General features: G+C 71.9%; 13 protein-coding genes. 1 reads left to right on the top strand and 12 read right to left on the bottom strand.

What is annotated here, in order from left to right:
- The first annotated feature begins 3 nt into the window (after positions 1-3).
- Positions 4-1,260: an ATP-grasp domain-containing protein gene (locus ACQB60_RS31375; protein ID WP_496929481.1), complete on the top strand. Its 1,257-nt coding sequence runs from the start codon at positions 4-6 to the stop codon at positions 1,258-1,260.
- Between the two features lie 105 nt (positions 1,261-1,365).
- Here ACQB60_RS31375 and ACQB60_RS31370 read toward each other — a convergent pair whose 3' ends face one another.
- The 12 genes from ACQB60_RS31370 to ACQB60_RS31315 all read right to left on the bottom strand — a co-directional run bounded on the left by ACQB60_RS31370 (position 1,366) and on the right by ACQB60_RS31315 (position 12,393).
- Positions 1,366-2,124: an SDR family NAD(P)-dependent oxidoreductase gene (locus ACQB60_RS31370; protein WP_496929480.1), complete on the bottom strand. Its 759-nt coding sequence runs from the start codon at positions 2,122-2,124 to the stop codon at positions 1,366-1,368.
- Positions 2,117-3,349: an ornithine--oxo-acid transaminase gene (rocD, locus tag ACQB60_RS31365; RefSeq protein ID WP_496929479.1), complete on the bottom strand. Its 1,233-nt coding sequence runs from the start codon at positions 3,347-3,349 to the stop codon at positions 2,117-2,119. Before rocD ends, ACQB60_RS31370 begins: the two co-directional genes overlap by 8 nt.
- A gap of 8 nt (positions 3,350-3,357) precedes the next feature.
- Positions 3,358-4,701, bottom strand: a complete 1,344-nt coding sequence (locus ACQB60_RS31360; RefSeq protein WP_496929478.1) for a sulfate adenylyltransferase subunit 1 — start codon at positions 4,699-4,701, stop codon at positions 3,358-3,360.
- Between the two features lie 2 nt (positions 4,702-4,703).
- Positions 4,704-5,669, bottom strand: a complete 966-nt coding sequence (gene cysD, locus ACQB60_RS31355) for a sulfate adenylyltransferase subunit CysD (RefSeq protein WP_496929477.1) — start codon at positions 5,667-5,669, stop codon at positions 4,704-4,706.
- Complete coding sequence (gene cysC, locus ACQB60_RS31350; protein WP_496929476.1) at positions 5,666-6,229, bottom strand: adenylyl-sulfate kinase; 564 nt, start codon at positions 6,227-6,229, stop codon at positions 5,666-5,668. The genes cysD and cysC overlap by 4 nt, the downstream gene beginning before the upstream one ends.
- A gap of 26 nt (positions 6,230-6,255) precedes the next feature.
- A complete protein-coding gene (gene argC, locus ACQB60_RS31345; protein WP_496929475.1) occupies positions 6,256-7,281 on the bottom strand; it encodes an N-acetyl-gamma-glutamyl-phosphate reductase in 1,026 nt (341 codons plus the stop codon).
- Between the two features lie 37 nt (positions 7,282-7,318).
- On the bottom strand, positions 7,319-7,495 hold the full coding sequence (locus ACQB60_RS31340) for a lysine biosynthesis protein LysW (RefSeq protein ID WP_496929474.1): 177 nt from the start codon (positions 7,493-7,495) through the stop codon (positions 7,319-7,321).
- A gap of 17 nt (positions 7,496-7,512) precedes the next feature.
- Positions 7,513-8,463: a transketolase family protein gene (locus ACQB60_RS31335; protein ID WP_496929473.1), complete on the bottom strand. Its 951-nt coding sequence runs from the start codon at positions 8,461-8,463 to the stop codon at positions 7,513-7,515.
- Entirely contained in the window at positions 8,460-9,302 is an 843-nt protein-coding gene (locus ACQB60_RS31330) for a transketolase (protein WP_496929472.1), read from the bottom strand. Before ACQB60_RS31330 ends, ACQB60_RS31335 begins: the two co-directional genes overlap by 4 nt.
- Positions 9,299-10,594: a DegT/DnrJ/EryC1/StrS family aminotransferase gene (locus tag ACQB60_RS31325; protein WP_496929471.1), complete on the bottom strand. Its 1,296-nt coding sequence runs from the start codon at positions 10,592-10,594 to the stop codon at positions 9,299-9,301. The genes ACQB60_RS31330 and ACQB60_RS31325 overlap by 4 nt, the downstream gene beginning before the upstream one ends.
- A 64-nt stretch (positions 10,595-10,658) precedes the next feature.
- Positions 10,659-11,717 (bottom strand): BtrH N-terminal domain-containing protein, encoded by a 1,059-nt coding sequence (locus tag ACQB60_RS31320; RefSeq protein ID WP_496929470.1) that lies wholly within the window; start codon positions 11,715-11,717, stop codon positions 10,659-10,661.
- On the bottom strand, positions 11,707-12,393 hold the full coding sequence (locus tag ACQB60_RS31315; RefSeq protein WP_496929469.1) for a beta-sandwich domain-containing protein: 687 nt from the start codon (positions 12,391-12,393) through the stop codon (positions 11,707-11,709). The genes ACQB60_RS31320 and ACQB60_RS31315 overlap by 11 nt, the downstream gene beginning before the upstream one ends.
- Positions 12,394-12,420: the final 27 nt, after the last annotated feature.

Genomic DNA, 12,420 nt, shown 5'->3' with positions numbered 1-12,420 from the left:
GGCATGACGATCCTGGAACTCGACGACGCCGAGCATGTCGTCATCATCAACAGGTGGGCGGAGCGCTACGCGGACTTCTCGCGCTACGTGGACCACCGGGCTCATCGGGTCACTTATGTGAGCACGGAGGTGGGGCTGTCCTCGATCCCGGCCGAGGCCACCGAGGTGGTGACGGTGGCGGCCACCGACGATCTGGCGGAGGTAGGGGCGGCTGTCGATGGCCTGGCGCGTCGGCACGGGGCCCCTGACCGGGTGGTGGCACTGAAGGAGGACGACCTTCTGGTCGGTGCCGCTCTGCGGGAGAAGTGGGGTGTCCCGGGGCTCACGGTCGATCAACTGCTGCCTTTTCGGGACAAGTTCCTGATGGTGTCGCGGGTGGTCGAGGCGGGTCTTGCGGTGCCGTCCTTCGCCCTGGTGTGCAGTGCGGGGGCGGTGCAGGCGTTCGGCGAGCACGTCGGCTGGCCGGTGATCGTGAAGCCGACGATCGGCAGTTCCAGCGCCGGTGTGGTCCGGCTCGACGGGCCGCACGGGCTGAGCGGGCTCTCCTTCGCCGAAGGTCCTTTGCTGGCACAGGAGTTCAACCCGCATCAGATCTACCACGTCGACGGGGTCTTCACCGGAGAGAAGCTGCAGGTCGTACGGGCCTCCCGCTATCTCAACAACTGCCTGGAGTTCCGTAGCGGCGGGACGCTGGGTTCGGTGGAGGAGAGCGACCCCGCCGTCACGGAAGTCATCGCCGAGTTCGCGCTCCAAGTGATGCGTGTCCTGTCGGATCAGGCCCTGGTCTTCCACCTCGAGGTGTTCCTGGACGCCGACACCGGTACCTGTACCTTCCTGGAGGTCGGCGCCCGGGTGGGCGGCGCGGAGATACCGCTGCTCTGGCAGGAGGTGCACGGGCACGACCTGATGGAGGTCGCGTTCCGCATCCAGCTGGGGCTGCCCATCGACGAGGAAGCGCCGCAGATCTCCGACGAGGTCGCCGGATGGCTCCTTGTGCCCGCACCGGCGCACCGCCCGTGCCGCATCACCGAGATCACGCCGATGGTGGGGCGACGGCCCGGCCCCTACGCCGAGGTGCTGCTGACGGCGGGAGAGGTCCTGCCCGACGCCGACTCGTACTACGAGCACGTCGGCGGGCGCTTCCGGTTCCGGGGCGCGTCCAGCTGCGAGGTGGAGTCGGCGATCCGCGCGGTCGGCGCCGATTTCCGGGTGCGCGGGGAGCCGGTGGAGGGGGCGGGGGCAGGGGCGGGGGCGGAGTAACGCCGGAGCGTCGCGGACGTACGGAGTGGAGGACGTGAGGAACCGCCCGGCTCGGAGGAGCGGGGCGGTTCCGGGGTGTTGGGGTGTTGGGGTTGTTGGGGCCGGTTACTGCTGTGCGGCCGGGCGCAGTCGCAGGCCGTGCATGCCGTTGTCGACGGCGAGCACCGTGCCCACCGTCGCGCTGGACAGGGGGCTCGCCAAGTAGGCGATGGCGCCCGCGACTTCGTCGGCCGACACCAGGCGTCCCGTGGGCTGGAAGGCGTTGAGTGCGGCGCGCGCGGCCTCGATGTCCGGTGCCTGGCTGAGGGACCGGTCGATCCACGGGGTGTCCGCCGAGCCGGGGGCGACGCAGTTGACCCGGATGCCCTCGCGGACGTGGTCCGCGGCCATGGCGAGCGTCAGCGCCTGCACGGCGCCCTTGCTGGCCGAGTAGAGCGTGCGCTGCTCCACCCCGGCCCAGGCCACGATCGAGCAGGTGTTGACGATCGCTGCGGAGGGCGAGCGGCGCAGGTGGGGTATCGCGTGCCGGGCGACCCTGACCATGCCGATCACGTTGACGTCCAGGACGTGCCGCCACTCGTCGTCGCTGTTCGCGGTGACGTTGCCGACGGCGCCGATCCCGGCGTTGTTGACCACCACGTCCAGTCGGCCGAAGCGTTCGGCCGCGGTCCGCACCGCGGACTCGACCTGGGCGTCGTCGGTGACGTCGGCGGCGACGCCCAGGATGCCGTCCGGCAGCCCGTCCGGTTTCAGGTCGAGCGCCGCGACCCGGGCTCCCCTGTCTCGCAGCAGTTTCGCCGTGGCCAGGCCGATGCCCGAGGCGCCGCCGGTGACGATCGCGGCCAGTCCATCGAAGTCACGCACGAGTTCGCTCCTGTCCGTCGGCCAGCACCTCGGCGATCGTGTCGACGCCGAGGTCGATCTCCTCCCGGGTGATCACCAGCGGTGGTGCCACCCGGAGATGCCCGTGGTTCTCCTTGCACAGCAGGCCGCGCTCGGCCAGCGCCCGTGTCACGTCGCGTCCCGCCGTACGGCCTTCGGCGAGCTGCACGCCCGCCCACAGGCCGCGGCCGCGGACCTCGGCGACCCCGTCGATCTCGTTCAGCCGGGAGTGCAGGTACGCGCCCAGTTCGCGGGAGCACTCCTGGAACTCCCCGGTCGCCAGCAGCCGCACCACGGCGAGGCCGACGGCGGAGGCCAGCGGGTTGCCGCCGAAGGTCGAGCCGTGCTCGCCGGGCTTGAGCACGCCGAGGACGTCGGCACGGCCGACCACCGCGGACACCGGCATGAGTCCGCCGCCCAGCGACTTGCCGAGGGCGTACAGGTCCGCGCGGACACCTTCGTGGTCGAGGGCCAGCGTGGTGCCGGTGCGGGCCATGCCGCACTGCACCTCGTCGGCGACGAACAGGGTGTTGGTGGTGTCGCACAGCTGACGGACCGCGTGGAGATAGCCCTTCGGGGGGACGACCACGCCCGCCTCGCCCTGGATCGGTTCCAGCAGGACCGCCGCCGTGTTCTCGGTGATCGCCGAGCGCAGCGCGTCGATGTCGCCGAACGGCACCACCGTGAAGCCGGGGGTGAACGGGCCGAACTCGTGGCGGGCCGTCGAGTCCGTGGAGATCGAGACCATGGTCGTGGTGCGGCCGTGGAAGTTGGCGCCCGCGACGACGATCTCGGCCGCGCCGTCCGGCACGCCCTTGACCTGGTAGGCCCACTTCCTGGCGACCTTCACCGCCGACTCGACGGCCTCGGCCCCGGTGTTGGCGGGCAGCACCGTCTCGGTGCCCGTCAGTTCGGCCAGTTCACGGCAGAACAGCCCGTACTTGTCGTTGAGGAAGGACCGGCCGGTGAGTGTCAGCCGGTCGAGCTGCGCATGGGCGGCGGCGACGATCTCGGGGTGCCGGTGGCCGAAGTTGAGCGCGGAGTACCCGGCGACGAAGTCGAGGTAGCTCCGGCCGTCCTGATCGGCCAGCCAGGCGCCTTCGCCGTGGGTGAGGACCATGGGCAGCGGCTGGTAGTTGTGTGCGCTCCAGCGCTCGGTGATCGCTGCGTGGTCCTGGGTGGAGGGGGCGTCCACGGTCGTGTGCATCGTGTGGTTCACCTTTCGGTGGTTGATCGCTGGTCCGGCCGGCGGTCCGCCCGCGCATCGGCCATGCCGGCGCTGAGCGTCGCGCCGTCCTGCGGGTCGATGAGCAGGAACGACCCGGTGCGCCGGTTGTCGTCGTAGTCGTCCACGGCGAGCGGCTCGGCCGTGACGATCCGTACGCCGCCGATGTCGTTGGCGGACAGGCCGTCGGGGGACGGCAGCCGGCGGGCGACGGCGATGTCGGTGCGGTACGTGATGTCCTCCACCACGGCCGGGACCGTCCGGGTGGTGTGCTTGAGCAGCACTCTCGCTCCGGCGCGCAGCGGGCGCGGGTCGAGGTGGCACACGGTGGCGGTCAGGTGCCGCAGGGGCGGCGGGGCGGCGGGTGCGGTGAGGAGGTCTCCCCGGGAGATGTCGATGTCGTCGGCGAGGCGGACGGCGACGGACTGCGGTGCCCGGGCGGTGTCGGCGGCCCTGCCGAGCACGTTGAGGCCGACAACCGTGCTGGTCGTTCCGTCCGGCTGTACGACGACCGTGTCGCCGACCTTGAGCAGCCCGGAGGCGAGCTGGCCTGCGGGCCAGCGGGTCACCGTGTGCCGGTCGTGCGAGGGCTGCCGGATGACGTACTGCACCGGCAGCCGCAGCGGCTTGGCGGTCGTGTCGGCGTCGAGCGGCACCTGTTCCAGGTGCGACAGGAGCGTGGCGCCGTCGTACCAGTCCGTCCTGTACGACGGTGCGACCACGTTGTCGCCGGCCAGGGCCGACATCGGGATGGCGACGGCGTCGGCGAGGCCCCACTGGGCTGCTCGCTCGGCGAACTCGTCGGCGATCTCGGTGAAGACGGACTCCTGGTAGCCGACGGCGTCCATCTTGTTGACCGCCAGGACGACGTGGGGGACCCGCAGCAGGGCCGTGATCGCGGCGTGCCGCATGGTCTGCTCGACCACGCCCTTGCGCGCGTCGACGAGGATCACCGCCAGGTCCGCGGTGGACGCGCCGGTCACCATGTTCCGCGTGTACTGCACGTGGCCGGGGGTGTCCGCGAGGACGAACCGCCGCCGGGGCGTGGCGAAGTAGCGGTAGGCCACGTCGATGGTGATGCCCTGTTCCCGCTCCGCGCGCAGCCCGTCGGTGAGCAGCGCCAGGTCGGGGCCGTCCTGGCCGCGCCGGCGGGACGCCGCTTCGATGGCCGCGGCCTGGTCGGCGAGCACGGACTTGGTGTCGTAGAGGAGCCGGCCGACCAGGGTCGACTTGCCGTCGTCGACCGACCCGCAGGTGGCGAGGCGCAGCAGGCCGCCGGTGAGCCGTGCGGGCTTTGCGGGCTGAACTGCCGCTTGCGCGACGTCCGTTGACATGGCTAGAAGTACCCCTCTCGTTTGCGGTCCTCCATGGCGGCTTCGGAGAGGCGGTCGTCGGCTCTGCTCGCGCCGCGCTCGGTGACGCGGCTGGCCGCGATCTCGGCGATGACCGCGGGGACCGTCGTGGCGGTCGAGTCGACGGCGCCGGTGCAGGACATGTCGCCGACCGTGCGGTATCTGACCTGCCGTTCGGTCAGCGGCTCGTCGTCGCGGGGGCCGCCCCAGTCGCCGGGGGTCAGCCACATGCCGTCGCGCCGGAAGACCTGCCGCCGGTGTGCGAAGTAGATCTCGGGGAGTTCGATGGCCTCCTGCTCGATGTACTGCCAGACGTCGAGCTCGGTCCAGTTGGACAGGGGGAACACGCGGACGTGTTCGCCCGGTTCGTGCCGCCCGTTGTACAGCTGCCACAGCTCGGGCCGCTGTCGGCGCGGGTCCCAGCCGCCGAACTGGTCCCGCAGGCTGAACACGCGTTCCTTTGCGCGTGCCTTCTCCTCGTCGCGGCGGCCGCCGCCGAACACCGCGCCGAAGCGGCCGTCGCGGATCGCGTCGAGCAGCGGGCGGGTCTGCAGCGGGTTGCGGGTGCCGTCGGCGCGTTCGCGCAGCGTCCCTGCGTCCAGGTACGACTGGACGGAGGCGACGTCGAGCCGCAGGCCGTGCGTGGCGACGACGCGGTCCCGGTAGGCGAGGACTTCGGGGAAGTTGTGGCCGGTGTCCACGTGCAGCAGGGAGAACGGCAGCGGTGCGGGGGCGAACGCCTTGAGCGCCACGTGCAGCATGACGATCGAGTCCTTGCCGCCGGAGAACAGCAGCGTCGACCGGTCGAACTCGCCTGCCACCTCGCGGAAGATGTGGGCGGCCTCGGTCTCCAGCAGGTCGAGGTGGGTCAGCGGGGGCACCTTGGGGGATGGCGGTGTGCCGGTGTGTCCGGGCCGGTCCTCGACGGCGATGCGGGTGGCGGCGGTCATGACAGTCCCCGGGCGCTGAGCAGGGTCCGCAGTTCCTCGACCGACTCCTGGACCGTGCGGTCCTCGGTGACGATCCGCAGTTCGGGGTCGACCGGCGCCTCGTAGGGGTCGTCGACGCCGGTCAGGCCCTTGAGGGCGCCCGACGCCTGCCGGGCGTAGAGCCCCTTCACGTCCCGGTCCGCGCAGGTCTCCACGGGGGTCGCCACGTGCACCTCCAGGTAGGGGACGCCCTGCGCCGCGTGCTGTTCTCGTACCGCGGTGCGGGACATCGTGTACGGGGCGATCACCGGGACCAGCACGGTGACGCCGTGCGCGGCGAGCAGGGCGGCCACGTAGCCGATGCGCCGCACGTTGGTGTCCCGGTCTTCCTTCGAGAAGCCCAGTTCCGCGGAGAGCGCCGCTCGGACCTCGTCGCCGTCGAGCACCTGGACGCGGTGCCCGGTGGCCAGGAGCCGTTCGGCGAGTCCCGCCGCGAGGGTGGTCTTGCCTGCGCTCGGCAGCCCGGTCAGCCAGACCGTGCCGCCGCGCCACGCGGCCGGTTCGTCGTTGGGTTCGGTCATGTCGGGGTCTCCACTTCGCCGGGGGCTCACACGGGGTGCAGGCCGGGAAAGGTCAGGCCGAGGGTTTCCGGCAGGCCCATGCGGATGTTCAGGCACTGGACCGCGTTGCCCGCGCCGCCCTTCATGAGGTTGTCGAGCGCGGCGATGGTGGTGAGCCGGCCGGTCCGCTCGTCGAGGGCGTATCCGACGTCGCAGAAGTTCGAGCCGAGCAGGATCTTCGGCTCCGGGTAGCGGAACGTGCCGCGCTTCTGGGCGACCAGGCGGACGAACGGCTCGTCCCGGTACTGCTCGCGGAAGGCCCGGCGCACCGCGGATGCGTCCGCGCCGGACGTCAGCGTGGCGTGGCAGATCGTCTGTACGCCGCGCACCGCCTCGACGCCGGTCGCCGTCATGGCGGCGCGGATGCCGAGGTGCCGGGAGATCTCCGCCTCGTGGCGGTGTCCGGTCGGCGCGAACACCCGCATGGCGCCGCTGCGTTCGGCGTGCAGATTCGCCTCGCCCGCGGTGGCGCCGGAGCCGCTGGAGCCGGTGCGCGCGTCGAACTGGGCGTGCGGCTCGACCAACTCGCGTGCCGCGAGCGGGTACAGGGCGAGGATGCCGGCCACCGCCATGCAGCCGGGCACGCTGACCAGGTCGGCGGTGCGCAGCCGGTCCCGGTGCAGTTCGGGGATTCCGGGGACGAAGTCGCCGAGCAGGTGCGGCGCGGCGTGCTCGGTGCCGTAGTGGCGCTCGAAGAGCTCGGTGTCGTCGAGCCGGAAGTCGCCGGTGAGGTCGAGGACCTGCTTGGCCCGTGCCCGCCAGCGGTCGATCTGCGTCATGGCGGCGCGGTGCGGCGTGGCGAGGAACACCGTGTCGCACTCGGGCACGTCGTCGGGCGTGCAGAACGTCAGGTCGGTGGCGGACCGCAGGTTGGGGTGGACGCCGTCGACCCGTTTGCCGGGGAACCGGGAGGACACCGCGGCCACGACCTCGGTCTCGGGGTGGCCGATGAGCAGGCGCAGGAGTTCGCCGCCGATGTAGCCGGCCGCGCCGACGACCGCGACGCGGATCACGGCCGGGGCCCGGTGTGCGTGTCGTGTCCGCTCACGGCTACTCCCCCCAGTCCTCTTCGACCTCGGGCGCGAGGGCGAGCACGGCCGGGCCGAGGGCCACGATCTCCAACTCGCTGCGGCAGCCCGCGCATTCGACGATCTCGTTGAGCCGAGCTGAGTCGCTGATGCGCACCTCGTCCTCGCACTGCGGGCAGGTCTGCAGGGTGGTGGTCATGTGTCATGTCCCTTCTCTCAGTGGGTCGTTGCGGGGGCGGCGGCCGGGTCGAGGGCGGTGCGGACCGTCCGTACGACGTTGTCCGCGGTGAGGCCGTAGTGCGTGAGGAGGTGTTCCTGGTCGCCGACGACGTCCACGAACCGGTCGGGCATGCCGAGCCTGAGCACCCTCGTGGGTGCTTCCTGCGCCAGCGCTTCGGCCACCGCGCCGCCGAGGCCGCCGCTTCGCCAGTGCTCCTCGACGGTGACGACGAGCGGGGCCGGCCGGGCCGCGGCCACGAGGGCCCGGGTGTCCAGGGGCCGCAGTGTGTGCAGGTTGAGGACGGTGGCCTCGACGCCGTGGCCGGCGAGCGTGTCGGCCGCGGCGAGGCAGGCGAGCACCGGGTACGGGCCGCAGCAGGCGAGCACCACGTCGTCGCCCTGCCGCAGGGTCTGTGCCCGCCCGATGACCGGCGCGGGCGCATCGGGCAGCGGTGGTGAGGGCTTGCGGCCGAGGCGGACGTAGAGGGGGCCGGGCAGGCTGACGCTCTGCTCGACGAACGCCTGTGTGGCGGCGGCGTCGGCGGGCACCACCACCGTCATCTGCGGCAGCGCCCGCAGCACGGCGAGGTCTTCGAGGGCCTGGTGGGTCGGGCCGAGGTGGCCTGCGGAGAGGCCGCCGTGGGTGGCCATGATGCGGACCGGCAGCCGGTTGTACGCGATGTCGATCTTGACTGCTTCCAGGGCGCGGGACGCGGCGAAGGCGGCCATCGTGTTGACGAACGGGATCCGCCCGCACGCGGCGAGACCGGCCGCGATGCCCATCAGGTTGTGCTCGGCGATGCCGAGGTTGAGGTACTGCTCGCCGGCGGCCGCGGCGTGGTCGGCGCTGAACAGGCCGGTGTCGGTGTCCAGGCAGATCAGTTCGGGGTGCTGGTCCAGGAGCGGCAGCAGGGTGTCCCGGTATGCCTCTCGGGTGGCGCGGCTCATCGGGGGGCCTCCGTCGTCCGCAGTGCGCTCATGGCGCGCAGGTGGTTGCGCTGCGACAGCGTCACGTAGTGGCCGGCCGCCCGGCCGGCGAGGAAGGGGAGCCCCTGTGCCTTGACGGTGCGGGCGATCAGCACGCTCGGCTTGCCCGGTTCCCACGGTGCGGCCGCCAGGTGTTCCGCCAGCCCGGCCGTGTCGTGGCCGTCGACGTCGCGGACCGACCAGCCGAAGCTGCGCCAGCGCTCGTCGAGCGGCTCCAGCGGTGCGATCGACTCGGTGGCGCCGGTCAGTTGCAGCCCGTTGCGGTCCACCACGGCGACCAGTCGGTCCAGGCGCAGCGACGCGGCGGCGATGGCCGCCTCCCACACCGAGCCCTCTTGGAGTTCGCCGTCGCCGAGCAGTACGAAGCTGCGCGCGGCACGGTCGGCGTACCGGTGGGCGAGGGCGAACCCGCAGGCCAGCGCGAGGCCGTGGCCGAGTGACCCGGTGGGCAGCTCGACGCCGGGCACGGCGCGCACCGGGTGGCCCATGAGCCTGCTGCCGGGCCTGCCGTATCCGGCGAGTTCCTCGACGGGGAAGAAGCCCCGTTCGGCCAGCGTCGCGTACAGGCCGACGGCTGCGTGGCCCTTGCTGAGCAGGAAGCGGTCGCGGGCCGGGTCGTCGGGGTGCTGCGGGTCGGTGTTCAGGACGGAGAAGTACAGGGCGGTGAGCACGTCGGTGCAGGAGAGCGCGCCGCCGAGATGGCCGCCTTCGGGTCCCGCGCACATGTCGACGACGTGGGCGCGGATGCGTGCGGCGACGGTGTCGAGGGAGTCCCGCTCGGGGGCCCGGGTGGCGGTCATGACGCGGCCGCCGCGAGCGTGGCCACCATGTCGGTGTTGGCCCACACCTTCTCGAAGGCGTCCGCGTAGAGGCGGAGCAAGTCGCCCGAGCCCGGGTGGAGATGGCGCTTCTGCAGGGTCAGGGAGTCGGCGATGACCGCGCGGGTCACCGGGTGGTCGTCGCCCGCCGGCGGGGTGGCCGTGCCGGTCACGGTCCAGGGGTAGCCCGAGCCGAAGCCGACGCGGTCGACGAACACCTGCTGGTCGGGCAGCGGCATGAGCTGGTACTGCGACATCGGTACGCCCTCGGCGCGCAGCAGCCGTCGCAGCGTCGAGCGCAGGGCCTGTGGCCGTGCCGGGTCCAGGCCGAACGCGGCGGGGTCGAACCGGAACCGCAGGATGTGCCAGGCGTGGGTGGTGTCGGGGGGTGCGGTCGGCACGCGCAGGCCGGGCAGTTGCGCGAGCCGGGTGAGGAAGTCGGTGATGTTGCGCTGCCGGGCGCGCTCGTAGGTGTCGAAGCGGGTGAGCTGTGTGTCGGTGAACGCGGCCTGGAGGGCGTTCATCTTGTGGTTCCAGCCCAGGCCGTGGGAGACGTAGTCGCGGTCCTTGCCGCTGTCGATCACTTCGCCGAACTGCCGTCCCCTGCGCACCGATTCGGCCAGCTCGGCGTCGCGGGTCACGAGCAGTCCGCCTTCGCCGCAGGTGGGGATGTTCTTGGTGACCTGGAGGCTGAACGCCCCGGCGTCGCCGATGCCGCCGACCGGCCGTCCGCGGTGGGTGGCGCCGGGGGCCTGGGCGGCGTCCTCGAGGACGGCGAGGCCGTGCCGGCGCGCGAGGGCGGTGATCCGGTCCATGTCGGCGGGTGCGCCGTGCAGATGCACCGGGATGATCGCCTTGGTCCGGGGGGTGATCCGGTGTGCCACGTCGTCCGGGTCGAGGTTGAAGGTGACCGGGTCGATGTCGGCGAACACGGGCACGGCCATCTGGTGCACCGGTGCGAGACCGGTGGCGATGAAGCTCAGCGCGGGCACGATCACTTCGTCGCCGGGCCCGACGCCGAGCGCGGCCAGGGCGAGGGACAGCGCGGCGGTGCCGGTGGACACCGCGACACAGTGGTCGAACCCGAAGTGCCGCGCCCAGTTCTCCTCCAGGGCCGAGACCGGGTTCGCGCCGTCCGAGTTGGACACCAGCCTGGCGCCGTCGAGCGCGTCGAGCAGGGCCTTGCGGTCCTCGTCCTCGATCAGCGGCCAGTCCACGTGGCGCCGGTCCCTCGGCACGGCGGCGGTGCCGCCGAACGCTGCCAGCTTGCTCATTGCTGTCCTCTCCACAGGGGCACGGTGGCCCGCAGGGGCACGGTGGTGGGGGCGCCGCGCGTCGTCATAGGCGCGCCGCCACCTCGCCGACCTCGTCGACCGCCCGCGCGTACGCGCTGCGCAGCGCCGTGACGTGGTGCCGGATGTCGGAGGCGACCGCACGGGGGTCGTCGAGCCCGTGCGCGCCGGTGAACCGCAGCCCGGTCCATGCGTGCGCCACGACCTCGACGGCCCGGCCGGCCCCGGCGAGCGCCGGGTTGCCGCACTCGTGACCGCAGCGGCGCAGCAGTTCGCCGTGGAGCGACGCCTGCGCCTGCATGCCCCAGCCGAACGGATACAGCTCGCGCAGCGCGTCCGCGTCTCCGGCGCGGCACCGGTCGAGCAGTTCCGCGGCGAACGCGTCGAATCCGGCGAGACCGGTGCGGGCGGAGCCTCGGGGCGCCGTGGTGAAGTGCTCGATGTCGGTGCGCAGGAACGCGCCGAGCAGCTGGGCGTTCATGCGCTGGGGCATGGTGTCGATGCGGACGTCGAGGCAGCGCCTGCCGATCTGTGAGTCGCTGAAGAAGGCGTCCTGGACGTCGACCGGGTTCGGCGAGCCCCAGCTGCGCAGGAACTCGTCGATCGGGACGGCGCCGCGGAACGCGGGCGGCATCGCGTCCGACACGTAGACCAGGCCGCGGACCTCGTCCAGGCCGTAGATCACCACGAGGTGCGCGGCGTGCACGTCGCCGTACGCGGGCCGGAACGGCAGGTGGTAGTTGTCCACCGCGGCGATGACGAGACGGTCGGCGTCCAGCATCTCGCGCACCTCCCGCCAGGGGTCGTCCTCGTCGGCGGGCTGCCACCAGCGCGAGTGCAGGTCGTGGTGGGGCGCGAGGGCGGCGCCGAGGTCGGCGCCGCTGGTCTCGCCGGGCGGGCACGGGTAGTAGAACTCCTCGGACCTGACGTCGCCCGGCAGGTGCAGGAACCGCCAGCCCGCTCCGAGCACGGTCAGCGGATCGGCGCCGGTCCGTGCGAGCACCGAGCCGAACGTGGCCTGCAGACAGCTGATGAGGTCGCGGTACCACAGTTCGGGTTCCGGCCCGTTGATCGTGTACGACCTGGGCCTCACCTCACTGGTCATCGCAGGGCCTCCGTTCGCTGCAGGGCGACCGCTGCAGGGTGATCGCGAAGACGTGCACGGCGATGTTGCGCGGCAGCCGGATGCCCGTCAGATCGGCGCGCCGGGTGACCGGCACCCGCTGCGCCCACATGACCGCGGGAACGCCCCGCTGCACGTGGTGCGGGTAGTGCATGACCAGGCTCTCGAACGCCTTGATCTCGCCGAACCAGGCGGGCGCCCCCCAGAAGTCGGAGACCCGCAGCGGTTCCGCGTCGGTCGAGCCGTCGGCGAAGTTCAGCTGGAGGGTGTCCTCGCAGCGCCGTTCGGACGCGGCGAGGACGTGGACCCAGTCGTAGCGGCACGTCGGCACGGTGAGGAACTGCCCCTCGCAGCGGACGTTGTCCGGCCCGTCCAGGACCGGCGGGAACTCGAAGGGGACGTTGGCCACATGGACGAGGCTCTTGCCTTCGGGCAGGTATTCGGCGGCGAATGAGTTTCCCCAGACGTTGAACTTTCCCGCCTTGGTGTCTGTCGCAGCGGATATGGCCGTGTTGTTGCGATGCCCGGAGAGGTCGACCGTGTCACTCAGTCTGGTAATGGCGCAGGGAACCGTGATGTCTATTTCCGCGGCATCCGCTGCTGTTGCGTCCAATTCCGTTGCGCATATTTCCGCTTGCTGGGTGTTGTTCGTCTGCACCGTGATGTACCTCCTGTCGCGGCCGGA

The organism is Streptomyces odontotermitis (assembly GCF_050510915.1).
Taxonomy (GTDB): Bacteria; Actinomycetota; Actinomycetes; order Streptomycetales; family Streptomycetaceae; genus Streptomyces.
The sequence above is the reverse complement of the archived record's forward strand: the minus strand, read 5'-3'. Positions and strand labels throughout refer to the sequence as shown.